20 protein-coding genes, 1 tRNA gene, 3 pseudogenes and 1 riboswitch are annotated in these 26,496 nt (G+C 25.0%); of the genes and pseudogenes, 23 read left to right on the top strand and 1 reads right to left on the bottom strand.

Features of this window, described 5'->3' with window-relative positions; translation table 4 throughout:
* Positions 1-37 precede the first annotated feature (37 nt).
* The 22 genes and pseudogenes from ACQH20_RS05780 to proS all read left to right on the top strand — a co-directional run bounded on the left by ACQH20_RS05780 (position 38) and on the right by proS (position 24,328).
* Positions 38-817, top strand: a complete 780-nt coding sequence (locus ACQH20_RS05780; RefSeq protein ID WP_425376836.1) for a hypothetical protein — start codon at positions 38-40, stop codon at positions 815-817.
* A gap of 47 nt (positions 818-864) precedes the next feature.
* On the top strand, positions 865-1,002 hold the full coding sequence (locus ACQH20_RS05775; protein ID WP_425376835.1) for a hypothetical protein: 138 nt from the start codon (positions 865-867) through the stop codon (positions 1,000-1,002).
* A gap of 215 nt (positions 1,003-1,217) precedes the next feature.
* Positions 1,218-2,162, top strand: coding sequence for an IS30 family transposase (locus ACQH20_RS05770; protein ID WP_425376834.1), 945 nt, complete (start codon positions 1,218-1,220; stop codon positions 2,160-2,162).
* Between the two features lie 85 nt (positions 2,163-2,247).
* The gene (locus ACQH20_RS05765) at positions 2,248-2,478 is read left to right on the top strand and encodes a helix-turn-helix transcriptional regulator (RefSeq protein ID WP_425376833.1); all 231 of its coding nucleotides are present in this window, start codon (positions 2,248-2,250) and stop codon (positions 2,476-2,478) included.
* A 97-nt stretch (positions 2,479-2,575) separates the two neighbouring features.
* The gene (locus tag ACQH20_RS05760; protein ID WP_425376832.1) at positions 2,576-2,701 is read left to right on the top strand and encodes a hypothetical protein; all 126 of its coding nucleotides are present in this window, start codon (positions 2,576-2,578) and stop codon (positions 2,699-2,701) included.
* A gap of 64 nt (positions 2,702-2,765) precedes the next feature.
* Positions 2,766-4,112, top strand: a complete 1,347-nt coding sequence (locus ACQH20_RS05755) for a BMP family ABC transporter substrate-binding protein (protein ID WP_425376831.1) — start codon at positions 2,766-2,768, stop codon at positions 4,110-4,112.
* A 333-nt stretch (positions 4,113-4,445) separates the two neighbouring features.
* The gene (locus ACQH20_RS05750; protein ID WP_425376830.1) at positions 4,446-5,753 is read left to right on the top strand and encodes a BMP family ABC transporter substrate-binding protein; all 1,308 of its coding nucleotides are present in this window, start codon (positions 4,446-4,448) and stop codon (positions 5,751-5,753) included.
* Positions 5,754-5,770: 17 nt separating this feature from the next.
* A complete protein-coding gene (locus ACQH20_RS05745; protein WP_425376829.1) occupies positions 5,771-7,351 on the top strand; it encodes an ABC transporter ATP-binding protein in 1,581 nt (526 codons plus the stop codon).
* The gene (locus tag ACQH20_RS05740) at positions 7,344-9,644 is read left to right on the top strand and encodes an ABC transporter permease subunit (protein WP_425376828.1); all 2,301 of its coding nucleotides are present in this window, start codon (positions 7,344-7,346) and stop codon (positions 9,642-9,644) included. The genes ACQH20_RS05745 and ACQH20_RS05740 overlap by 8 nt, the downstream gene beginning before the upstream one ends.
* Entirely contained in the window at positions 9,644-10,564 is a 921-nt protein-coding gene (locus ACQH20_RS05735) for an ABC transporter permease (protein ID WP_425376827.1), read from the top strand. Before ACQH20_RS05740 ends, ACQH20_RS05735 begins: the two co-directional genes overlap by 1 nt.
* Positions 10,565-10,658: 94 nt before the next feature.
* Positions 10,659-10,772, top strand: a pseudogene (locus tag ACQH20_RS05730) (helix-turn-helix domain-containing protein); the annotation flags it as partial.
* 95 nt (positions 10,773-10,867) lie between these two features.
* Positions 10,868-11,677, top strand: a pseudogene (locus ACQH20_RS05725) (IS30 family transposase); the annotation flags it as partial.
* Between the two features lie 239 nt (positions 11,678-11,916).
* On the top strand, positions 11,917-12,744 hold the full coding sequence (locus ACQH20_RS05720) for a purine-nucleoside phosphorylase (RefSeq protein ID WP_338958059.1): 828 nt from the start codon (positions 11,917-11,919) through the stop codon (positions 12,742-12,744).
* The gene (tsaD, locus tag ACQH20_RS05715) at positions 12,719-13,657 is read left to right on the top strand and encodes a tRNA (adenosine(37)-N6)-threonylcarbamoyltransferase complex transferase subunit TsaD (protein ID WP_425376826.1); all 939 of its coding nucleotides are present in this window, start codon (positions 12,719-12,721) and stop codon (positions 13,655-13,657) included. The genes ACQH20_RS05720 and tsaD overlap by 26 nt, the downstream gene beginning before the upstream one ends.
* A 10-nt stretch (positions 13,658-13,667) precedes the next feature.
* Positions 13,668-14,261 carry a dephospho-CoA kinase gene (coaE, locus tag ACQH20_RS05710; RefSeq protein WP_342266343.1) on the top strand — a complete coding sequence of 198 codons (594 nt, stop codon included), beginning with the start codon at positions 13,668-13,670 and terminating at the stop codon, positions 14,259-14,261.
* Between the two features lie 189 nt (positions 14,262-14,450).
* A riboswitch (cobalamin riboswitch) is annotated at positions 14,451-14,616 on the top strand.
* Positions 14,617-14,773: 157 nt separating this feature from the next.
* Positions 14,774-15,793, top strand: a complete 1,020-nt coding sequence (nrdF, locus tag ACQH20_RS05705; RefSeq protein WP_425376825.1) for a class 1b ribonucleoside-diphosphate reductase subunit beta — start codon at positions 14,774-14,776, stop codon at positions 15,791-15,793.
* Positions 15,794-15,810: 17 nt separating this feature from the next.
* Positions 15,811-18,417, top strand: coding sequence for a class 1b ribonucleoside-diphosphate reductase subunit alpha (gene nrdE, locus ACQH20_RS05700; RefSeq protein ID WP_425376824.1), 2,607 nt, complete (start codon positions 15,811-15,813; stop codon positions 18,415-18,417).
* Between the two features lie 190 nt (positions 18,418-18,607).
* A tRNA-Ser gene (locus ACQH20_RS05695) sits at positions 18,608-18,698 on the top strand.
* 100 nt (positions 18,699-18,798) lie between these two features.
* Entirely contained in the window at positions 18,799-20,322 is a 1,524-nt protein-coding gene (cls, locus tag ACQH20_RS05690; protein ID WP_425376823.1) for a cardiolipin synthase, read from the top strand.
* Positions 20,323-20,372: 50 nt separating this feature from the next.
* The gene (locus tag ACQH20_RS05685) at positions 20,373-21,074 is read left to right on the top strand and encodes an acetyltransferase (RefSeq protein WP_425376822.1); all 702 of its coding nucleotides are present in this window, start codon (positions 20,373-20,375) and stop codon (positions 21,072-21,074) included.
* A gap of 14 nt (positions 21,075-21,088) precedes the next feature.
* Positions 21,089-22,870 carry a hypothetical protein gene (locus ACQH20_RS05680; protein ID WP_342218680.1) on the top strand — a complete coding sequence of 594 codons (1,782 nt, stop codon included), beginning with the start codon at positions 21,089-21,091 and terminating at the stop codon, positions 22,868-22,870.
* Between the two features lie 6 nt (positions 22,871-22,876).
* Positions 22,877-24,328, top strand: coding sequence for a proline--tRNA ligase (proS, locus tag ACQH20_RS05675; RefSeq protein ID WP_425376821.1), 1,452 nt, complete (start codon positions 22,877-22,879; stop codon positions 24,326-24,328).
* Between the two features lie 198 nt (positions 24,329-24,526).
* On the opposite strand, the pseudogene ACQH20_RS05670 reads toward proS, so the two are convergent.
* Positions 24,527-25,159 (bottom strand): annotated as a pseudogene (locus tag ACQH20_RS05670) (IS30 family transposase); the annotation flags it as partial.
* A gap of 66 nt (positions 25,160-25,225) precedes the next feature.
* Here ACQH20_RS05670 and ACQH20_RS05665 point away from each other — a divergent pair.
* Complete coding sequence (locus ACQH20_RS05665) at positions 25,226-26,404, top strand: IS3 family transposase (protein WP_425376778.1); 1,179 nt, start codon at positions 25,226-25,228, stop codon at positions 26,402-26,404.
* The last annotated feature ends 92 nt before the right edge of the window (positions 26,405-26,496 follow it).

The following is a 26,496-nucleotide window of genomic DNA, read 5'->3' as shown; positions in this document are numbered from 1 at the left end:
TTTTTCTAATTAATAATTAAAAAAAGGAGGAATAATTATGAAATCATTATTAACAACATTAAGTCTTTTAACATTTGCAACAACCACAGAAAACTTAAATTCTATTTTAAGCACCGAAATTAAAACTACAAATATTTTAAATAATGAACCAATAAAATATGATGGTGAAGATAAAATTATTACTAACTATGAAAATCAATATGAACTTGCTATATCGTATATATACATTAATAGCAGTACTTTAGATACTTGATTTAAGCTTTTTTCTTTAAATAACCTTGAAAAATTAAGAGAAAAAATATACTATGATACTTCATCTTTTCCTTATCAAGGTAATGGATGAGAAAAGATTAGCATATATGAATTAACTGAAAAATTAATAAATAATTTTTCATCTTTAATTAATGTACGTGGATATAATACCTATGGAATTATAGTAACTTATCATGAAGCACCTAAGGAATTATTTTTTCTAGCACCACAATTTTCACCAAATACTCACGATAAAAATATAATAGAAAAATATTATAAATTTTTATGACATGATACTTTAAAAATTGCATTAAGTCGATATGAATGACAAAAAATTTTAAATACTAATAAAAATAAAACTGAAATTTTTAATATTATTTCTAGATTTCCCGAATGAGATGCAAGTGGTTGAAAAGGTTATATCTCAAACGAAGATTTATATACTTTATCTGAAAAAATTATTGAGAATTTTAATCAATTAAAAACTAAATTCGAAAATAGTAATACAGGATGAAAAGTAGTAACTAACACTACTGGCTCATGAACAGAACTTGAACAAGAATAAAATATACTTACAAAAAAAATAATGAAAAGAAAGAGAGAAAAAATATAATGTTTAAAAAAATTAAAGAAATTTTTAAAAAGAAAAAATGACATTGTGACTATTGTAAAGAAAATTATCCTCTACTTTGTCCAATCAAAGGATTAGAAAAAGATGGAGAAGATTTTGAAAAAAAACCAAAAGATTAATTTTATACTTTAAATAAAAATAGGCATTTGCCTATTTTTATTTTTTTCTTTTTATAAATTGATATAAATTAATAAATTCTTTACTAATTTCAATCATCATTTGCGTTGTTAACAAATGATCTTCATAATGCCTGAATTGTAAAATTAAAAAGGACATTTATATAAAAATTAAATTGTGTTAATTCTATAATTAAGAAAAGAAAGGAATTAGCACAATGTATAAGTATCTGACTATTGAATCAATAATAGCAATAAAAGAATATAAAAGTTATGAATTTTCAATTCGTAAAATAGCAAAAGCTGTTGATTATAGTAAATCAACTGTACATAGAGTTTGCAGATTATTAAATCAAAACTTATTACCATTAGAAATATTGAATCAAATTCAAAAAAAGAAGCAAAATGCAGGTAGAAAATTAATAATTTTAACTTTAACAGAAATTAATACTATTAATTATTTGTTAATTACTAAAAATTATGCGCTTGATATAATTGCTAATTTTTTAAAGGAAAATAAAATAAAAAGTATTTCAACAAAAACTTTATATAACATGTTTAAAACAAATCGAATGGGTTTTGATGAAAATAACTTATTGAGAAAAGGAAAAAATAAACCTCATAAACGAAAAGAAACTAGAGGACGAATTAATAATTGTAAATCTATTCATGAAAGAAATTTAATCATTCCTAATATTAAAAATATACAAGAATTTGGTCATTTAGAGGGTGATACTATCATTGGTAAAGATCATAAAAGTTCTATTATTACTTTAGCTGATATATGATCAAAAACCACAATTCCTTTAATTTCTAAAAATCATAAAGCAAAAAATATTACAAAAAGTATAATAAAATTTATTTCAAAGTTACAAAAAGGAACAGTTAAAACTATTACTTTTGATCGTGGTAAAGAATTTAGTAAATGAAAATTAATCGAAAAAATTTGCAATGTTCAGATTTATTTTGCAGATCCTGGCAAACCTTGTCAAAGAGGTTTAAATGAAAATAATAATGGTATTTTAAGAAGATATTTACCAAAATCTACAGATCTATCTTTATATAAACAAAAAGACTTAAATGCTATAGCATTTCAAATTAATTCTACACCCAGAAAATCACTATCTTATAAAAGCCCAATAGACTTAATACAATTATTTTAAAAACTGTCCCATTTGTCCCATTTATATTTACAATTCAGGTAACATAATAAGTTTGGGAATAACTAAAATTAGAGAGGGAAATAAAATGGCAATTGAAGTAGAAATTAGGCGTATACGTCTAAGACTTGGTTGAACGCAAGCATATTTGGGAAAATTAGTAGGTGTTCGTCAAGCAACAATTAGTAGAATTGAGAGTAATGCTAAAAATTCTTCATGAGGAATAATTCATAAAATTCTTTTAGCATTATTAGTAGATATGAATGATATAAAAGGTTTTACGTTTTTGTGGGACTTTCCAGCAATCTGTGTAACTTAGTGATTTTACAACTAAAATTTATTTAAAAAACACAGTTTTTAGGAAAGTCCCGATTTTATTAAAAGAAAATGATTTTGAACTATTTATTAAACTGTTAATGGCTAATTCACAATTAAAAACTAATATTTTATATAATCCTGTTCATTGTGCACGAATTATTCTTGATGCATATAATAGAGGAATTATTAATTTTGATGAAAAATATGGTAAAAATAAAGTATAAAAAAATTGTAAATAAATATTAATATTTTTACTGTAGTACATTTTTTTATTTATAGGAGAAATTTATGAAATATTTTTTAAAATTATTAATTATTACTTTGTTAATAAATAGTTCATCAGTAGGATTAATTGGATGTAGTATTCCTAGTGTTGGTGATATTTGAATAATTACTGATGGTGGTGATTTATTCGATAAAGCTTTTAATCAGCAAGTATTAGAAGGTTCAAAAGAATTTACTAAAACATTTAATGATAATCGTATTATGATTAGTAATTTACCCGGTAATGAAGTTTGAAAAAATAAAAAAATGAAAACGCGTTGAATTATTTCACGAGATAGTACCGTTTCAACTTTACAAAATAATTATAATTTAGCAACATTTGCTGGTGCTAAAACAATTATTGTTGTTGGGTTTAATCATCTTGGTGCATTAACACCAGCTATTCAAAATCAATATAAAAAGTTAGGTGTTCGTTTTATTTTAGTTGATGCTAAATTAGAAAAGCCAGTTGATGTAGCGTGTTTAAGTTATTCAGCAGAACAATCAGGGTTTTTATCAGGGTTAGCAGGAGCAATATGATTAGCTGCTAATCATGAAACATATGATGATAATGGTTTAAAAATGTCAACTTTTGGTGGTTTACCAGCTGATACTATTGTTAGTTATATGATGGGTTATTATTGAGGTGTATATTATTTTAATAAATATCGTAATAGCAATGATAATTTATTGAAAATGACTAATGCCATTAGAATTAAAGAGGGTAAGGAAAAAATTGAAAAATGAACTAATAAATTTGATATTCATTTTGATAAAATTGCTAAACAATTTACAGGTAGTTTTGAATCCGGTACAAAATCATCAAAAGCGATAACTTCACAATTAATTGATGGATATAAAGATGATATTGTAATGCCTGTTGCAGGAGCACAAACAATTGATTTAGTATCAGCTGTTAAAAACTCTACTACTAATAGCAAAGCAAAAATTATTGGTGTCGATGTTGATCAAAGTGTTCAATATAGTTATGCTAAAGATATTTTTATTACATCAGCTTTAAAAGGAATTCATAAGTCAGTTAATACTTGATTATGACATTCTTTTAATTTAGATTATAATGAGGATGGTATTAAACCTATTAATGGTGAACAATACTTTGATGGTAGCATACCACAACCAGCATTAGGTGGTCAGCAATATCTTGGAATTGCTAATAATGATTCTATTTGTGCTATTTATAATAACTTAATTATTGATAGTAATGATTATTGACATTTAGCACAAAAAGTAACTGATGCTTATAATAAATTAGTTGCTGATTTAGCTAATGATTCTACTCGTGATAAGTGAGAAAATGCTTGAAAAAATTATGTTGATGAAAGTGTTGAAAAGTATAAACCACAGTTTTAATAAAACTTTACTATATATTTTAAAAAATTTATAATTATTCTTGAATTTTTAAAGAATAAGTTTTATTATCTTATATAATGGTAGTTATGCCATTAAAAGGAGAAACTAGTGTTTAGAGTTAATTGTGAAAATAAGAAAATAATTAATATTAAATACATATATACTGTATTTTTTAATAGTAAGTTATTCCCACCCATTTATTTTCAAAATTTATTTATACACAGTTTTATTTTATTTTGAATAATTGAATTAAGAAAGCAATGTTTTTGCTTTCTTTTTTTATATTTTTTTTATATAAATATTTATATATAATTGTAGGAGGAATATAATAGTATGCGTAAAATTTTTACTGTATTTAGTGCAATATCATTGTCAGTAATAATGATATTACCAATCATTGCTTGCAATAGTCAGTTTAATGATCCAAATATTTATCGAATAACTGTTGTAACTGATGGGCATACTATTAATGATGCTTCTTTTAATGAATCATCATATAATGCTGCCCTCAAGTTTAAACAAGAGTTTAATGATTGAACACATAGTGATTATGTTGATCCTCAATATAAAAATAAAAGAGTTGAGGTTTCTTGAGATAATCCCCAATTAACTAATACTGATGATTTAATGACATCATATAATAAAGCCGTTTTCATAAACAGTAAAGTAATTATTGCTTCAGGATTTTTACATCATAATGCTTTGGTTAAAGCACAAAATACTATTTTAAAACATAAAGTGAAATTTATTTTTATTGATGGTGATACTCCAAATAAAGAAGTACCAAAATCTAATAAACAATTGGCTGGTTTACTTTACAAAGCAGAACAATCAGGCTTTTTAGCCGGATTGGCAGGGGCAATATGGTTAACTGCTCATGCTAATCAATATGGTGGACTTGATAATTTAAAAATGTCAACCTATGGTGGACTTGATATTCCAGCAGTTACTAATTATATGTATGGTTATTATTGAGCCATACAGTTTTTTAATAATAAATTTAAAAATAAAGAAGATGAAGAAAAATTAATATCATGAGTTAAAATTTTAAATTCAGATTTTAAAGAATCATTACCAAATATTAAATTTATAACTTCAGGTACTCAATTTAGTGGTGATTTTACTCAAGGTTCAAAAGGCTCACAAGCAATTAATGATGACCTTGCTCGACAAAAAACTAATATTATTTTTCCAGTAGCAGGACCACAAACCGAAGATACTTTATCATCATTAAAAAAATCTGGTCAAGGTAAAATTATTGGTGTTGATACAGATCAACAACTTCAATACCCACAATCTGCAGATAGGTTTATTACTTCTGCAGAAAAAGATTTAATTAGTTCAATTAAACTTATGCTCTGAAAATCAGTTGGTAAAACTGATCAGAATCCAGAGCATCCAACTGATCCAACTGCCGATCAAACATTTATTGATGATGCACGATACAGAGGTGGGCCTAATTTTACTGGAATAGCACCAAATAAAGCAATTAAAGATGGTGATAAAGATATTTACACACCATTAATGACAGAAACTACTAATTGATTAGATAAAATTTCTGCTGGATGACAAAAAGTACTCAATTTAAAAGAACATTATTGAATTAATGGTATTAAAAAAGAATATGATCCATTTAAATAATTAAGAGGGGTGATAAAATGCAAGTAAATATTGAAAAACAGAACTTACAATATGCTGTTGAAATGGAAGGTATTACTAAAGTTTTTTTAGATACTATTATTGCTAACAATAATATTTCTATTAAAATTAAAAAAGGAGAAATTCACGCTTTGGTTGGCGAGAATGGTGCAGGTAAATCGACACTAATGTCAATCTTATTTGGACTATATCAACCAACAAAAGGTATTATTAAAATTAATGGTAAAGAAGTAGTAATATCAGGACCAATTAGAGCAGGCGAATTAGGTATTGGAATGGTACATCAACATTTTAAATTAGTTGATAACTTCACTATTTTACAAAATATTATTTTAGGTAGTGAGCCAGTTCATAAATGACAGTGAATTAATTATAAAAAAGCTAAATCTAAAATTTTAGAAATTTCAAAAAAATATAAATTAGACATTAAACTTAATTTAAAAATTGAGAATGCTAGTGTTGGTATGCAACAACGTGTTGAAATTTTAAAAGTTCTTTATCGTGGTGCTAGTATTATTGTACTTGATGAACCAACCGCGGTTTTAACACCACAAGAAATTACTAGTTTATTAACAATTATTGAAGAACTTAGACGTGATGGTAAAACTATTATTTTTATTAGTCATAAATTAGAAGAGGTTAAACAAGTTGCTGATAATGTTACAGTAATTCGTTTAGGTAAAGTTATTGAAACTTTTGAATCTAAGAGTAAAACTAAAGAAGAAATTGCTACTTTGATGGTTGGTAGAGATTTAGTTGATATTAGAAATCAAGGTAATGTTGTATTAGGACCAGTATTATTAAAAATTGATAATTTATTTGTTCATAAAATTGGTAATAGGAAATCAATAATGGGTCTTTCTGATTTTAGTTTAGAAGTTAAGTCACGAGAAATTGTGGCTATTGCTGGTATTGAAGGTAATGGTCAAACTGAATTAATTTCAGCAATTACTGGTTTGATTAAGCCAGAAAAAGGTGATATTTTTTTTGGTAATAAGAATATGAAACACAGTTCAATTCAAAGTTTATATAAAAGTGGTTTAAGTCATATTCCTGAAGATCGTCATAAATATGGACTTGTTTTAAATTATAATGTTATTGATAATATGGTTTTACAAAATATTAGCGAATATCCTTTTTCTAAGCATGGTTTTATTCGCAGTAAAGCTATTCAATCTTATGCACAAAATATTATTAATAATTATGATGTTCGTGGTAGTAAAAGTGGTTTTGCTTTAGTTAGAGGTTTGTCAGGTGGTAATCAACAAAAAGCGGTTGTTGGTAGAGAATTAACAAGAAAACATAAAATTTTAGTTGTTGCTCAGCCAACACGTGGCTTGGATATTGGTGCTATTGAATATATTCATAGTCGTATTCTTGATGAAAAAAATGAAGGTAATGCAGTATTATTAATTTCTTATGAATTATCAGAAGTTATGTCATTAGCAGATCGAATTGTTGTTTTACATGCTGGTAAAATTACTGGTAATGTTAGTGCTAAAAATGTTACTCGTGAACAATTAGGATTAATGATGGCGGGACAAAAAATGTTAATGGAAGGAAATGAAGATAATGTTTAAACAAAAAACATGATTTTTAAAACGACGAAGTCGTTTATATCTTGGTTCAAAAGAAATGAATAGTAGTCTTACTAAATTTAAGGGTTCAATTTTTGCCATTATTTTTGGATTAATTATTGCTTGTTTTGTTATAATTGGTTCAGGTCAAAATGCTTTTACTTATTTTCAGTTGTTATTAACATATGCTTTTACAAGTTGGCCAGCTAATAATTGAGATAATACTTTAGTTTGATGAGCAATTTATATTGTAGCAGGATTAGCACTAGTTATTTCTTTCCGCTCAGGAATGTTTAATATTGGAGTTGCGGGTCAAATGTTAGCAGCAGGAGCTGTTGTTATCGCAATTGGTGTCCGTTATGACTTATGACAACCATTAGCTATAATTAGCGCGCTTTTTGCTGGAGTATTAGCAGCAATATTGGTGGCGTTGGTAACAGTGTTATTAAAAGTTTTTTTTAATGTTCATGAGGTTGTTACTTCTATTTTATTAAATTGAACAATTTGATATTTAGTAAAATGACTATTTAAAATCAATAAAGATTTATATGATGCTGATCATGGAACATCAGCAACTATTCATGATAGTATGAGTATGAGTATTAATGGTTATAATTGTATACTACCATTATTAATTTCTATTATTTTAATAATAACAGTTTGATTCTTATTGAAAAAAACAACTTTAGGTTATAAAATTCGAACAGTAGGTTTAAATCCATTTGCTGCGGTTTATAGTGGTATTAATCATAAACATTATTGCATAACATCATTTGTTATTTCAGGAGCATTAGCAGGAGTAATGGCTGTTATTTATTATATTGCCAAAAATCCTTCAATTAGTTTTTTAACTGATGATTTACCAACTATTGGTTTTGATAGTATAGCTGTTGCCTTAGTTGGTCAAATTAATCCAATAGGTGTTGTGGGTTCTGCTTTTCTTTGGGGCTTAATTAAGAGTGGTGGTTCAATTGGTTCAGTATTAACATTACCAACAGCAACTGGTGATATTATTTTTGGTGTTATTATTTATTCAGCTGCTTGTGCGGTTTTATTATCTCGTTTACAGCCAATTAAATTTTTAATTCGTTATTTAAATATAGCCTTTGATGGAGAAAAACGAAAAGTTACAAATAGTTTTATTGCCAAGATGTACTATCATTTTATTGAAAATTTTAAAATAAAGAGACAATATAATAAGTTAAAATCAGATTTAATTAAAGAAAAAAATAATAAAATTAATCACTTAAAGATAGAAAATAATAAATCATTATCAGATTATGAGTCAAAAGTTAAAAATTTAAAACAAAATCTTTCACAAGAAATTAATAAATTGAAACAAGAATTAAGTGATCAATTAAAGTCATTAAAAAATGAATTAGTTAAAACTAATGATAAAAAATTAAAAGAACAATTAATTTTAAAAAAATGTCAACTTCAAATTACTTATAAAATTGAAACTAAGGAATTAATTAAAAAATATAAAATTGATAAAGAACAATTAAAAGGAAAATATAATAAAATACTATGAGATGATAAGTCAGTAGTTAAAAATTTAAAACAAAATCTTTCACAAGAAATTAATAAAGTTAATAGTGATACCAAGTTACAGTTACAAGCAGTTATTAATAATAAAAATGATAAAGTTGGTGTTAATTGAGCACAATTTTTCCAAGAAAATAAAGCTTTAAATCATTATATATATAAACAATATAATGCAATTTGAAAAAAAGGTAAAATTGGTAATTGAAATAATTTTCAACAAGAAATAAAAATGATTTATGGTGAAAGTTTAAATATGTATATTAATGAAAAAATGAAATATGAAAATAATGTTTATAACTATAAGCAAGATTTAATTCGAGAAATAGTATTATTAAAAAAACAAAAAGCAATATTAGATAAGTCAAGAGTAAAAGATTTAAAATTAAATCTTTATCGAGAAATTAATAAATTGAAACAAGAATTAAGTGATGAATTAAAGTCATTAAAAAATCAAACAGTTAAAACTGACGATAAAAAAATAAAAAAACAATTAATTTTAGCAAAACATCAACTTCAAACTAATTATAAAAATAATGTTAAAGAGTTAATTAAAAATTATAAAATTGACAAACAGCAATTAAAAAGTCAAATTATCCCAATTAATAGTAATATTAATATATTAACTAAACAATTTACTAAAAAAACGGAAATTGAAAAGACGACTTTTATTAATAAATTTACTGATATATTTAAAAATGAACAACAAGCAATTATGAAAATAAAAACTGAAAGAACAGGAGGAAAAAGTTAATGGAAGCACTCAAAATAATTCTTGAACATTCTAGTTTAATTTTTGTTGTTTTAGTACTTGGTGCATTATCTGGATTAATTTCAGAACGTGCTGGTGTTGTTAATATTGGTATTGAAGGAATGATGACAATTGGTGCACTTGCTTTTTCTTCATTTGGAAAAAATATAGGTGTTAATTGAGGTAATTGATCACAAATTGTTGCTTTATTAGTAGCTGGATTAGTGGGAATGGGATTTGCTTGTTTCCATGCTTTTGCATCAGTTACTTTAAAATCTGATCAAATTATTTCTGGCGTTGCAATTAATATTTTAGCAGCAGCAATTGCAGTTTTTGTTGTTCAGTTACCAGGGAATAATGGTTTTATTTCATTAACAAATATTTATCAATTACCAAAAATTGGTAATAATGAATTTTTTAATTTATATTTATTTTTAGCAATTATAGTTTTAGTAAGTATTGCTATTATTCTAAAATATACTAAATGAGGATTACGTCATGTTGCGACTGGTGAAAATCCCAATGCGGTTGATGCTGCAGGAATTAATGTTATTAAACAACGATATGTTGCTGTATTATTATCTGGTTTTTTAGCAGGAATTGCTGGTGGTATTTTTCCAATGTATGCTAGTCAAACTTTTCGTGGGACAGTTAGTGGAAATGGTTTTATTGCTTTAGCTATTTTAATTTTTGGACAATGAAGAGTACCATTGATTACAATTGGTGCTGCCTTATTTGCTATTATTGAAACAACAGGTGCCAGAATTACGTTTTTACCAAATATTCCTCAATGAATATCAAGTAATTCTGATGTATGGAATATATTGCCTTTTGTAACATCTTTATTAGTTTTAGTGTTTACATCAAAATGAAGTAAAACACCAAAAGCATTGGGTATTGCTTTCAATAAATCTAAACGATAAAATTAGTTACCTGAATTGTAAAATTAAAAAGGACATTTATATAAAAATTAAATTGTGTTAATTCTATAATTAAGAAAAGAAAGGAATTAGCACAATGTATAAGTATCTGACTATTGAATCAATAATAGCAATAAAAGAATATAAAAGTTATGAATTTTCAATTCGTAAAATAGCAAAAGCTGTTGATTATAGTAAATCAACTGTACATAGTTTATTAGGGACTTTCCTAAAAACTGTGTTTTTTAAATAAATTTTAGTTGTAAAATCACTAAGTTACACAGATTGCTGGAAAGTCCCGATTATCAAAACTTATTACCATTAGAAATATTGAATCAAATTCAAAAAAAGAAGCAAAATGCAGGTAGAAAATTAATAATTTTAACTTTAACAGAAATTAATACTATTAATTATTTGTTAATTAATAAAAATTATGCGCTTGATATAATTGCTAATTTTTTAAAGGAAAATAAAATAAAAAGTATTTCAACAAAAACTTTATATAACATGTTTAAAACAAATCGAATGGGTTTTGATGAAAATAACTTATTGAGAAAAGGAAAAAATAAACCTCATAAACGAAAAGAAACTAGAGGACGAATTAATAATTGTAAATCTATTCATGAAAGAAATTTAATCATTACTAATATTAAAAATATACAAGAATTTGGTCATTTAGAGGGTGATACTATCATTGGTAAAGATCATAAAAGTTCTATTATTACTTTAGCTGATATATGATCAAAAACCACAATTCCTTTAGTTTCTAAAAATCATAAAGCAGAAAATATTACAAAAAGTATAATAAAATTTATTTCAAAGTTACAAAAAGGAACAGTTAAAACTATTACTTTTGATCGTGGTAAAGAATTTAGTAAATGAAAATTAATCGAAAAAATTTGCAATGTTAAGATTTATTTTGCAGATCGTGGCAAACCTTGTCAAAGAGGTTTAAATGAAAATAATAATGGTATTTTAAGAAGATATTTACCAAAATCTACAGATCTATCTTTATATAAACAAAAAGACTTAAATGCTATAGCATTTCAAATTAATTCTACACCCAGAAAATCACTATCTTATAAAAGCCCAATAGACTTAATACAATTATTTTAAAAACTGTCCCATTTGTCCCATTTATATTTACAATTCAGGTAATAAATTATACTAAAAAACTAAAAAAGGTGTTGATTAAACTTTTTTTAGAATATTTTTTATTTTCTTTAATTAGTATGAAAAGTTATAAAATTAAATTTAATTTTTAAAATAAAAAACTAGTCATTAAAAATATTAATGTTGTTACTAAATTAACAATATATTATAATAACTATTATTATTTAAAAAAAGGAGAATATATGGAAAATAAAGAAAAAATTCCAACAGCTCATATCAAAGCTGCTCGTGATCAAATTGCAAAAGTAGTAATTATGCCAGGTGATCCATTACGTGCTCAATTTATTGCTTCTAATTTTTTACAAGATTGAAAACAAGTAAATAATGTTCGTAATATGTTAATGTTTACTGGAAAATATAAAGGATATAATATTACTATTGCTGCTAGTGGTATGGGTATGCCTTCAATTGGTATATATTCATATGAGTTATTTAAATTTTATGATGTTGACTGTATTATTCGTGTTGGTAGCGCTGGTTCATATCAAAAAGATGTTAAAGTTTATGATATTATTAATACTACTAAAGTATATAGTGAATCTACTTTCGCTAAATATGCTGCTAATATTGATGAAAATCAAATTGAATCTGTTGGTAATATTAGCAAAATTATTAATAAAGTGGCACAAAAAATTGATAATGAATTTGATCAGCAAAAAAATGAAAATTCTTCGTATATAGTAAGTGAAAAAATAAATTTAAGATCGGGTTTAATTCATTCAAGTGATGTATTTTATCGTATTAATGATAATGATTATAAAACTAATCCTTTAATTAGTAAATGCTTAGCAGTAGAAATGGAATCTTTTGCCTTATTTGCTAATGCAAAACATTTAGAAAAAAATGCGGCTTGTTTATTAACAATTTCTGATTCTTTTATTACCGGTGAATCAATTTCAGCAGCATTACGCGAAACTAGTTTTAAAAAAATGATGATTTTAGCTTTAGAATCAGCAGTTGCTTATTATAAAGAAGAGGATATTGATGATAATCTTAGCGATAGAAACTAGTTGTGATGAAACTAGTGTTGCTGTTATTAAAGATAAAAACGTTTTAAGTAATATTATTGCTTCACAAATTAAGCTTCATCAACAATATGGCGGTGTTGTTCCAGAATTAGCAGCACGAGCTCATAGTGAAAATATTGCTACCGTCTTACAAACAGCAATTGAAAAATCTAACATTTCAATTATGGATATTGATTTTGTTGCTTATACTAATACTCCTGGTCTGGCTAGTTGTTTACACGTAGGTAAAATTATAGCAGAAACTATTGCTGCTTATTTAGAAAAGCCATTGCTTCCGTGTAATCATTTGTATGGACATTTGTATGCTTCTTTAATTAATAATGAATGAGAATTTCCAGTACTTGGTTTATTAGTTAGTGGTGGTCATACACAGTTGATGTTGGCAAATGAACATTTAAATTTCACTATACTTGGTCAAACATTAGATGATGCTGTTGGTGAATGTTATGATAAAGTTGCAAGAATGTTAGGTTTAAAATATCCGGGTGGTCCTGAAATTGAACGAAGTGCTAAATTGGGAAAGCCAACTTATAAATTACCATTACCTAAAAATGATAATAGTTTAGATTTTAGTTTTAGTGGTTTAAAATCAGCCTGTGCTAATTTGATAAATAAAGAAAAAGGTAAGTTACAATTTAATAATTTTGCAACTTCTTTTCAAACAACAGTTATTCAAGTATTGATTAATAAAATTGAATTAGCATTAAAAAAACATAATCCAAAAACTTTAGTTTTAGCAGGAGGAGTTAGTGCTAATCAGCAATTAAGATTAGCAGTATTAGATTTAAAAATTAAATATCCAAATTTAAAAATAATTGTTCCAAAATTAGAATACTGTACTGATAATGCAGCAATGATTGGTATTCTTGCAAGTTATCAAATTGAACATAAGTAAGGGTGAACTCATGATTATTGGTATTATTGGTGAAGCGGGAGTAGGTAAGACAACGGCTACAAATTTTTTTCAAAATAAAGGTGCGTATGTTATTTTTGTTGATAAAGTTGTTAAACATATTTATACACTAAAAGAAACAAAAAAAGCATTAATTAATGAATTCGGTGATACTTTTATTAATAATGATAAAACAATTAATAAAATAAAATTACGGTATGAAGCATTTCAACACCCTCATATTTTACGTAAATTAGAAAATATTATTTGACCAAAAATGATAAAAATTGTTGAAGAAGATATTATTCGTAATAAAATACACCAAGAATTAATTGTTATTGATTGTGCAGTATTATTTAATGCAAATTTAAATTTATTAGTTGATAAAATTCTTTTAATTGAGGCTGAAGAAGATAAAAAAATCCAACGAATAAAAGAACGTGATAATGTTAATGATTTACAAGTTATTTCATTATTAAATCAACAAAAAAAATATTTAATTTTAAATAAAGATATTGATTTTATTGTTAAAAATAACGGTACTATTAATGATTTTATTAAACAATTACAAAAAGTTGAAAAAAAATTATTAACAAATAAAGTATAGAGAATAATGTTTTTTTACTTTAAAAAACAATAGTAAAATATATTAAATTATTTTTGTATATTAAAATGAAAATTTTCATAATAAAAAAATTAAGAATAATTTTAAAATAGTTGAGGTTAAAAAAATACATAGTAATGTATTTATAAATTACCAAAATTGTTTTTCTTGTAGTAGAATATTTATACAACTAAATAACAAGGAACTTTAGATGTTCGGGAAAAAGATGAGAATTCTTTGCTGCCCCAGCAACTGTGATGTTGATGAACGTTACAAAACCATTGAAGATAAAACTTTGAGAAGGGTAACAAGTAAAATGAAGCTAAGCCAGTAGACCGGTCTAATTTTTTAAGTAATATTATATTCCTGGGTGTGAATTAATGATTATTTTTAATAATTGCTTTTATTTTTTAATATTTGTAATTTTAATAAAGTAATTTTTAATAATGACAACATCCTTTATATAATATAGGGGATGTTTTTAGTTGTGTAATTAAGTAGAGGGGTAATAATAAATGGCAAAAGATAACAAATATTTTCAACAATCACAGTCACCATTAGAATATATTATGAAAAATTTTAATGGAAAAATGCGGTCTGTAAATTGAAATGTAATCAATGATGAAAAAGATTTAGAGGTTTGAAACCGTATTACTCAAAATTTTTGGTTACCAGAAAAAATTCCTGTTTCTAATGACTTAACTTCTTGAAAAACATTAAATCCAAAATGACAAGAGTTAATAACAAGAACATTTACAGGTTTAACTTTATTAGATACAATTCAGGCAACAGTTGGTGATATCGCACAAATACCTAATTCTTTAACTGATCATGAACAAGTTATTTACACAAATTTTGCTTTTATGGTAGCAGTTCATGCTCGATCATACGGAACAATTTTTTCAACTTTATGTTCTAGTGAGCAGATTGAATCTGCTCATGAATGAGTAATTAATAATGAAAGTTTACAAGCCAGAGCACGTGCACTAATTCCTTATTATACAAGTGATGATCCTTTAAAATCCAAAGTAGCTGCCGCTTTAATGCCAGGTTTTTTATTATATGGTGGTTTTTATTTACCATTTTATTTATCTGCTCGTAGTAAATTACCTAATACTTCAGATATTATTAGATTAATTTTACGTGATAAAGTTATTCATAATTATTATAGTGGCTATAAATATCAAAGAAAAGTTGAAAAGTTACCAAAAGAAAAACAAGATGAAATGAAAAAATTTGTATTTGATTTATTGTTTAAATTAATTGATTTAGAAAAGCAATATTTAACAGAATTATATCAAGAATTTAATTTAGCTGAAGATGCTATTAAGTTTAGTTTATATAATGCTGGTAAGTTTTTACAAAATTTAGGATATGATTCACCTTTTAGTGAAGAACAAACAAGAATTAAGCCAGAAATTTTTAATCAATTATCAGCTCGAGCTGATGAAAATCACGATTTCTTTTCAGGTAATGGTTCATCTTATGTAATGGGCATTACTGTAGAAACGCAAGATGAAGATTGAGAATTTTAATTTTAAAGGAGAAAAAAATGCATAATGATGTTGTAAAAGTTTCAAACCAAAAAATATTAAAGCCAGAGGGAAAAATTCATGTTGTTTATTTTTCTTCTTTGTCAAATAATACTCATCGTTTTATTCAAAAATTAGAGGTTTTAAATTCAAGAATTCCTCACGATTTACAAGAGGAAATTTTAGTTGATAAAGATTATGTGTTAATAACACCAACATATAGTGGGGGTGGTGATATTAAAGAAGGGGCGGTTCCTAAACAGGTAATTAAATTTTTAAATAATAAGCAAAATCGTAATTTTTGTCGTGGTATTATTGCGTCGGGGAATACTAATTTTGGTGATACTTTTGCAATTGCCGGGCCAATTCTTTCAAAAAAATTAAATGTCCCACTATTATTTCAATTTGAATTATTAGGAACTAATAATGATGTATCAACAATAAAAAATATATTAGTAGATTTTTGAGATAAAGATAAAAAAAATACCAATGAAATAAATACTTTATCTGGAACTTTAGAAAGTGATGAATATGTTACTTTAAATGCTAGAGCAAAAACTACTAATAATGCACAATTTGATTTGCAAGCAGCACAATCTTATATGAAAAATCATATTAAACCAAATTTATTGCTTTTTAAAACCGTTAAAGAAAGAATAGAATATTTAGTAAAAAATCAATATTATGATGAAACAATAATTAATAAATATTCAATTAGGGAAATTGAACGATTAACAAATGAAGCATACAGTTTTAATTATCAGTTTACGAGTTTTATGGGTATTTTAAAATTTTATAATTCTTATGCTTTAAAAAGTTTTAATGGTAAACAATATTTAGAAAATTATGAAGATAGAGTTGTTATGAATAGTTTATTTTTCGCTGATGGTAATATTGAACATGCTAGTAAAATTTTAAGACAAATTATGTCTGGTAGATTTCAACCAGCTACTCCCACATTTTTAAATGCAGGAAAAAAACAAAGAGGTGAATACACTTCATGTTATCTTTTACGAATTGAAGATAACATGGAATCAATTGCTCGCGCTATTACTACTTCATTACAGCTATCAAAACGTGGTGGTGGAGTTGCTTTGTGTTTAACAAATTTAAGAGAATTTGGAGCTCCAATTAAAAATATTAAAAATCAAGCAACAGGCGTTATCCCAGTTATGAAAATTCTTGAAGATTCATTTTCATATGCTAATCAACTAGGTCAAAGACAAGGTGCTGGGGCAGTTTATTTAAATGTTCATCATCCAGATATTATGTTATTTTTAGATTCAAAGCGTGAAAATGCAGATGAAAAAATTCGTATTAAATCAATGTCTTTAGGAGTAGTTATTCCTGATATTACTTTTGAATTAGCAAAAAACAATGAACAGATGGCACTTTTTAGTCCTTATGATATTGCAAAAGTTTATGGTAAAGCAATGACAGATATTTCTATTACTAAAGAGTATTATAATATGTTAAAAAACCCTGATATTAGTAAAAATTTTATTAGTGCTCGCAAATTATTTCAAATGATTGCTGAATTACATTTTGAAAGTGGATATCCTTATTTATTATTTGATGATACAGTAAATAAAAATAATGCTCATCCCGGTAGAATTGTTATGAGTAATTTGTGCAGTGAAATTATTCAAGTAAGTACAGCTAGTGAATTTAATAGTGATTTAAGTTTTAAAGAAATTGGTGAAGATATTAGTTGTAATTTAGGAAGTATTAATATTGCAAAAGTAATGGAAAGTGGAAGTGAATTTGGTGAGGTTATTTTTCAAGCAATTCATTCATTAGACCACGTATCAAGAAGTAGTGATTTTTCTAGTGCTCCGTCAGTTGCATATGGAAATAAAAAAAATCATGCTTTGGGTTTAGGCGCTATGAATTTACATGGATTTTTAGCAACAAATCATATTTTTTATGATTCAAAAGAAGCAATTGATTTTACTAATATTTTCTTTTATGTTATGGCTTATCATGCTTTTAGTGCTTCAAATAAATTAGCATTAAAATTTGGAAGTTTTGGTGGATTTAAAAATTCAAAATTTGCTGATGGTTCATATTTTGATAAATATATAAAATGTCAGTCAGATAAATGAACTCCTGAAACAAAAAAAATACAAGAATTATTTACAAAATATAACATTATGATTCCAACTCAGAAGCAATGGAAAGAATTAGTAATAAAAATTAAAGAAACGGGATTGGCTAATTCACATTTAATGGCAGTAGCACCCACTGGTTCAATTAGTTATTTATCTTCGTGTACACCAAGTCTACAACCGGTAGTCGCTCCTGTTGAGGTACGAAAAGAAGGGAAATTAGGTCGTGTTTATGTTCCTGCTTATAAGATTGATGATAATAATTTATCATATTACACTGAAGGTGGATATGAATTAGGTCCTAATCCAATTATTGATATTGTAGCAGCTGCACAACAGCACGTTGATCAAGCAATTTCTTTAACTTTATTTATTACTGATAAAGCGACAACTCGTGATTTAAATAAAGCTTATATTAGAGCCTTTAAAAAAGGTTGTTCATCAATTTATTATGTTCGTATTCGTCAAGAGGTTTTAGAGGATAGTGAAAATTATCAATGCAATGTTTGTGTTGTATAAATTAAATAGTAGTTTCAAGTAAAAAAAAATAAATTTGTAACAAATTTAGTAATATATTATTTATTTAATTTAAAAAATAGTGAAATTTTATTTTGGAATATAGGATTTTTAAAAAAAATTAAAAAATACATAGTAAATTTTAAAATTAAAGTTATAATAATAATTGTAAAAAAATAATTATTATAACTTTGGAGTGGTACTCAAGAGGCTGAAGAGGACTGATTGCTAATCAGTTAGGACGGGAAACTGTCGCGAGAGTTCGAATCTCTCCCATTCCGCCATTATTTAAAAAGCATTAATTGCTTTTTTTACTTTTAAATAATAAATTTATTAATAATTAGATATAATTTAATAAAGAACTCTTTATATTAAGGAGAAATCATGCGTAAACGAGTAAACTTACTTTTATCATTAATCTTATATATTGCTTTGATTGCAACAATAGTTTTTGTTATATTTAATTATATTAAATATTCATGAATTATTTTGATGATAATTATTACTTTAACTATTTTAACTGGTATTATTATTTTCATTACCAATCGTATGCAAGATGCAAAACTATCATGAATTATGGTTACCTTATGTTTGCCAATCATCGGTATTTTTTTATATTGAACTTTTGGTCGTCCTTATCGTTATCGACGAAAACAAAAAGCTTATTTAAAAACAAATAGTTATTTTTATACCCAAGAAGATTGAACTTTTGCTAATTCAATTTTAGAATCAAAAAAAATAACTTTGAGTGAAGATACTTTATCTTTATTTAACTATACAACAAGAATTTCTCATCGACCATTTTATAATAATACTGATGTTCAAATTTTAAATAATGGTCCTAATAAATTTGTTAAATTAATTGAAGATTTAAAACAAGCAAAAAGTTATATTTTTATTAATTATTTTATTCTTGGTGAAGGGGAGCTATTAGAAGTAATTATTAATGTTTTAAAAGCAAGGATTGAAGCAGGAGTTAAAGTTTATATGATTTATGATGCTGTTGGTTCATATTTTAGTTTATCAAAATATAAAATATGAAAAATGAAAAAAATGGGAATTATTATTCATAAATTTTCACCAGTTAGATTACCATTTATGACAGGAAATTATAATTTTCGTAATCATCGTAAAGATATTATTATTGATGGGAATATTGGTTATGCTGGTGGAGTTAACTTAGCAGATAACTATATTTATCTTTCTGCAAAGTATGGCTTTTGAAGAGATACCCAAATTAGAATTGTTGGGGAAGCTGTTAAATCAATTGATTTAATATTTAGACAAGATTGGCATTTTATTACTGGTAATATTCTTGATATTAGTGCTGAAAAATCTGAAATAAAAATTAAAAATAATATTATTGTCCAAGTAATTGATGATGGACCTATTACTAAAGAAACAATTCAAAAAGATTTATTTATTAAATTTATTAGTAATGCTAAAAAGCGAGTTTGAATTAGTACTCCTTATTTAATTCCAACTAGCGATTTAATTACTGCATTGCGTAATAGTGCTTATTCTGGTGTTGATGTTAGATTATCATTACCCGGAATTACTGATAAATTTTTATCATTAGACATGTCAAGAACTTATTATGATTCATTGATTGAGTCAGGTGTTAAAATTTACGAATATAATAATGTTTTTAACCATTCTAAGTCTGGTATTTTTGATGATGATATTACTATTATTGGTTCAACTAATCTTGATTATCGTAGTCTTTATTCAGATCATCAAACTTTAGTAATTGTTTATGATAGTAAAACAAATAGTGATTTATCTACTTCATTTGAAAAAGATTTTATTCATTCTAGTTTAATTATTAGTAATCCACTACTACATCGTAGTTTTGCCTATCGGGGTGTATTTTTATTATTGCTTAGAATTTTAGCACCATTATTTTAAAAAAATTTAGTATAATTAGGTAAATATTAATAATAAGGTGGTCATAATTTATGGGTTGAAGTCGACGAATTAAAAAAATTAAAGAATATTTTAGTGATGAAAATCAACCTAATTTGGATATTTCTAAATTATCAGAAGACAATGAAAAAAAAACTCCTTTTTTTAATAGGTTTAAAAAACAAAAAAAATCTAATAAATTTTCTACTTCAACGAATAATAAAAAACGTAATAATATTTTTTTAAATTTTAGAAGAAGATCAACTATTCAAATTATTAAACATTTAGAAAATAAAAATATTTTTAACTTATTTTTTTATACTGATGTTAGTAATATTACTTTAATATTAGAACAAGGAATTAAACCTTCTTCACAAATTAAATTATTGCCAAAGCAAGAATATATTGTTTGAACTTATTTAGAACATGCTACTTATTTAGAATTAGAGTTAGGTAATTCAACACGTCATTTTTTTTGAAAGTGATGTGCAGAGCAAAATGTTGATGTTAATAAAATAGCTATTATTTCTGTTGATATTCATAAACTATTTCAAAGCACTACTAAAGATTGAGGTTTAAATGTTGATACTAATCGTGTTCAAATATACGAAACAATTCCTGTTGAAGCTATTGATTGAATTTTGGTTAAAGATCGCAAAATGTTTCGTTTAGCTAAATTATATATTGATAATCAAAGACTAAAGTTAAAACTTTTCCAAGGAAATAATGGTAATATTACTTTAGGCTCTGATTAAATGGAGGTAAAATTATGCGTTGATCTGCAATTGTAATTATTGCTTTAATTCCTTTTATGACAATAATAATTATTTTATTTATACGTTTAAATCATCGTAATAATCAATATTATAATGTTATCCATGGTGATTTGTTAAGTTTAGTTCCATTGAAAATTGATTTAAAAAATGAAATCATTACTTTTTCTGAACGCTTAGAAGTTTTAAATCGTAAAAAACGAATTTCATTGTTTGTATTTAAATCAATGATGAATCGTAAAACTAAAGTAAAAATTGAAATTTTTATTCAAGATTTATTAGTGAATAAAGTTCCATTTGAGCCGTGTCATTTTTCGGTTTCCTTTCAATTAGGAAGTAAAGTTATTGTTTATGATTTATCAATTGATTATTTTGATAATAATAAAGTTTTGTATGGTCAAATGCAAAGTAATATTCGTTATAATCGTTTTGCTATTTCACAAGCAATTATTTTACAACAAAATGAGTTAACAGTGGTAAAATCAGTTTTTGTACAAACTATTTTAGATAATTTTAGTCAAAAAAAATATAATAAAAAAATAAATAGTCAATTTGAATATATGATTTTAATAAAAATAAAGAATTATTTAGCATTAGAAAATATTTTAACTGTTAATAATATTGAACGAATGGAATTATTAATTTCATATTATAGTAAAATAACTTTAGGATTAGATAATACTATTATTTGTAAATATTATGATGGTCAGTTTTTAATTTATTCTAGAAATAAGAAAATAAATTTATATCGATTCCAAAAAAAAATAAATAGTTATATTAAACGTAATTTAGTAGAAAAAAGTAGTTATTTGCAGATTCAAAGTCAAATATTATGTGTTTATGCTTCAGTAAAAACTGATGCTTCAAATGTCTATATATTATATAATAAAATTATTGATAAGAATCAATTAGAAGTAGTACAAAGTAGAGACTTAATTGAAATCAAATTGAAGACAAATGATATTTTAAATTATCCCGATTATAATCATTATTCACTTCTACAATCAGAACAAATGGAAAAATTATTAAGTGTTAGTATTAGACCAGTATATAAAAGTGATAATTCAAATGAACCAAATTGTTACTATGCTTGATGAAATTTTGTTAAAAATTCTTATTATGTTTCGTTTATTGTTTTGATGCGTAATATTCAAGATTCAGGATTGTGATGAAAAGTAAATGAGCCTTTATTTATTCAAACATTTGAAAAATTTGCGAAATTAAAACAAGAAAAAAACCTTATTCTTCCTGTTAGTTTAATTGAGTTACAAGATAAAACTATTTTAACAAAGTTAATTGCTCTTGTTAATAAAAGAAAAAATCTTTTTGAAAATTGTGATTTAATTTTTGATTTTCAAGATATTGGTGAAATTAATAGTTGGAATAAGTATGATTCAATTATTAAAACTATTCGTAGTAATAAAATAAAAATTTCTTTTACTCATGATTTACGTCATATTGATAATTTTAAATTAATTAATCATTTTAAGCCTGATTATGTAGTTTTAACTTCTAATTTATTAGAACAAGTTACTTTTAGTTTTAGTAAATATATTGATGTTATTATTTGTTTGCATTATTTAAGAATTTTAGGTATTAAAAATATTTTAGCTCGTGGTATTATTAACGTTCCTGAAATTATTGTTTTAAAAGGATTAAAGGTTGACTATTTACTAGGAAAAGTATTAGAATCAGAACAAGCAAATAAAGTGCTAGATGCTTTAAATTACCCAAATTATTGGAAGTGACATAAAAGTCAATCAACGAAAGGTGAATAGATCATTATGAATAATGCAAAGAATAAAAATATTACAGCAAGAGAGATTGATTTTACCAAATGATATACTGATGTTATTAAGCAAGCAGAACTTTGTGATTATGGTGCAGAAAATGGTTCAGCGGCCGGTACCATTATTTTTCGTCCTCGCGGATATGCAATTTGAGAAAATATTCAACATTTATTAAATCAAAGATTTAAAATTTTAAATATTGAAAATGTAATGCTACCACTTTTAATTAGTCAAAAAGCATTTCAAGTTGAAAAAGATCATATTGAGGGTTTTGCACCAGAATGTGCAACTGTAACTAAAGTTGGAAATAATCAATTATCAGAGGAACTAATTATTCGTCCTACTTCAGAAGTTTTATTTTGTCGTCATTTTTCAAAAATAATTAGTTCATATAAACAATTACCATTATTATATAATCAATGATGTAATGTTGTTAGATGAGAAAAAAATACAAAACCATTTTTAAGAACTAGTGAATTTTTATGACAAGAAGGACATACAATGCATAATAACGATGAAGAAGCAAAAAACTTTACATTAAAAATGATTAAGTTGTATGCTGATTTTGTTGAAAAACAATTAGTAATTAAAGTTATTGTTGGTGCAAAAACAATTCACGAACGTTTTGCTGGGGCAAAAATGACATATACAATTGAAACTATGATGCAAGATGGACAAGCATTACAAGCCGGTACTAGTCATTATTTTGGTCAAGAGTTCACAAAGGTATTTAATATTAAATTTAGTAATAAAGACAATAAACAAGAATTAGGATATCAAACATCATGAGGTGTATCGACAAGATTAATTGGTGCTTTAATTATGGCGCATAGCGATGATCTGGGTTTAGTATTGCCATCTACAATTGCACCGCATCAGATTATGCTTTTAAATTTATCACCTAAAAGTGATAAAGTTAAAATAATTGTTGAAAGAATATTTAAAATTTTAAGTTCTCATTTCCGAGTATTAATAAATGAAGATAATAAAAGTTTTTCTTATAAGAAAAGTGAAAGTCAAATTAAAGGCATTCCAATTGCTATTGCAATTGGTGAGCAAGAAATTGAAAACCAAGTAATTAAATTAATTTTACGTCATAATTTAGATACTATTGATGTTAAAATTAATAATGAAAAACTATTAGTGACAACTATTATTAATCAATTAAATAAATTAAATAAAGATTTATTTAATAATTCACAAAATAAATTAAATACAAGTTTAAAAGAGTTAACAGATTTCAATGAATATCATAAATTAGTTAAAATTCATAAAGGTTTCTTTATTGTACCTTTTTGTGATCAAATAAAGTGTGAAGAAGAAATTAAAAGTTTAACTGGTACAACATCACGTTGTATTCCTTTAGAACCGTATAAAAAACCAAGTAATTGTTTTAAGTGTCAAACTCCTAATAGTGTCTGAACTTATTTTGCAAGATCATATTAAAATTAGTAAGTTAAATAGAAATAAAATAGAGGAAAGATAATTATTTGTTCTTAAATTATTATTGAGGTGATAATAATGAAAGAACAAATAAGTGCTGATAAGCAACTAATTGCTGCTATTTTTGTTAAATATGAACAAGCAAAATTAACATTAGCAAATCCTGAATTGTAAATATAAATGGGACAAATGGGACAGTTTTTAAAATAATTGTATTAAGTCTATTGGGCTTTTATAAGATAGTGATTTTCTGGGTGTAGAATTAATTTGAAATGCTATAGCATTTAAGTCTTTTTGTTTATATAAAGATAGATCTGTAGATTTTGGTAAATATCTTCTTAAAATACCATTATTATTTTCATTTAAACCTCTTTGACAAGGTTTGCCAGGATCTGCAAAATAAATCTTAACATTGCAAATTTTTTCGATTAATTTTCATTTACTAAATTCTTTACCACGATCAAAAGTAATAGTTTTAACTGTTCCTTTTTGTAACTTTGAAATAAATTTTATTATACTTTTTGTAATATTTTCTGCTTTATGATTTTTAGAAACTAAAGGAATTGTGGTTTTTGATCATATATCAGCTAAAGTAATAATAGAACTTTTATGATCTTTACCAATGATAGTATCACCCTCTAAATGACCAAATTCTTGTATATTTTTAATATTAGGAATGATTAAATTTCTTTCATGAATAGATTTACAATTATTAATTCGTCCTCTAGTTTCTTTTCGTTTATGAGGTTTATTTTTTCCTTTTCTCAATAAGTTATTTTCATCAAAACCCATTCGATTTGTTTTAAACATGTTATATAAAGTTTGAACATCTAGAATAAAGTAGACACAGAATTGTAACCTTTGTGTTAAAAATACTTTAAGGAAGGTGTTCATTTTTTTATGGCTAAATGACTATCAAAAGAAGAAAAGTTAAAAATAATAAAAATAAGTAAAATTAAAACAATTGATAAAACCGCATTAGAGTATGGTATTGGTCGATCATCAATAAAAGAATGAATTAAAGCATATAAATTATTAGGTGAAAAAGGTTTAAAATATGGCAATGGAATTCGTGCTAAAAAAACCAAAAGAACAGGTCGACCCAAATCTTTAAATTTTAATGAAATGACAAAACAAGAATTAATTGAATATATTGAGGCAATGAACGATATAAAAAAGTATTTAGAAAAATCGACAAAAAAGAAGAAATATTTTGTGATTTTCTCATTGAAGAAAAAATATCAGATTAGTTATTTATGTTGATTATTAAATGTTTCAAAATCAGGATATTATAAGTGAATTAAGAATGGAATGAATGAATTTAATAAATGAGATACATTTTTAGCTAATATAATTAAAAATATTTTTTATGAATTTCAAGAAATTTATGGTTATAAAATGATAACTTTATGAATTAACAAAATTTATAATTTAAAATTAAAATTTCATATTGTATATAGATATATGAAAAATATGAGTTTAAAAGCTAAGGTTCGCATAAAAAAAATTGATTATAGAACTAAATCAGGAAGTTTAAGATATGATAATTTATTAAAACGTGATTTTTCAACTACTAATTTAAATGAAAAATTAGGTACTGATATAACTTATTTATTAACTAATGGTAAAACATATTATTTATCAATTGTTAAAGATTTTCATAATAATGAAATATTAGATTATAAAATAAGTGCAAGTTTAGACATGACATTTGTTGTCCAAAACATTATCCAAGCTTGAGTTAATGCTCAAAAACCTACTTCATGAATTTTACAATCAGATCAAGGATTTCACTATACAAATCCTTCTTATAAAATTTTATGTGATGAATTAAAAATAAAAATTTCAATGTCTAGAAGAGGTAATTCCTGTGATAATGGTGCTACTGAAACTTGATTTGGAACAATGAAAACAGAATTTCTATATCAAATTCGAAGAAAAAATAGAACTATTGAATGAATACAAGACAACTTACCTAAATATATTTACTTTTATAATAATTATCGACCTCAAATAAAATTAAAAGGAATGAGTCCAATCGAATATCGATTAGCTCATTCCAAACCAACAAATAATTAGTTCATACCTATAAATTTAACACTTACAAACGCTATTTTATAAAATTTAATAAAAGGTTACTTTTATTGTCCACTTTTCTTGACAAGTTCAAG

Origin of the sequence: Spiroplasma endosymbiont of Aleiodes alternator (assembly GCF_964031135.1) — a bacterium.
In the GTDB taxonomy this organism is placed as follows: domain Bacteria; phylum Bacillota_I; class Bacilli_A; order Mycoplasmatales; family VBWQ01; genus Spiroplasma_E.
The sequence above is the reverse complement of the archived record's forward strand: the minus strand, read 5'-3'. Positions and strand labels throughout refer to the sequence as shown.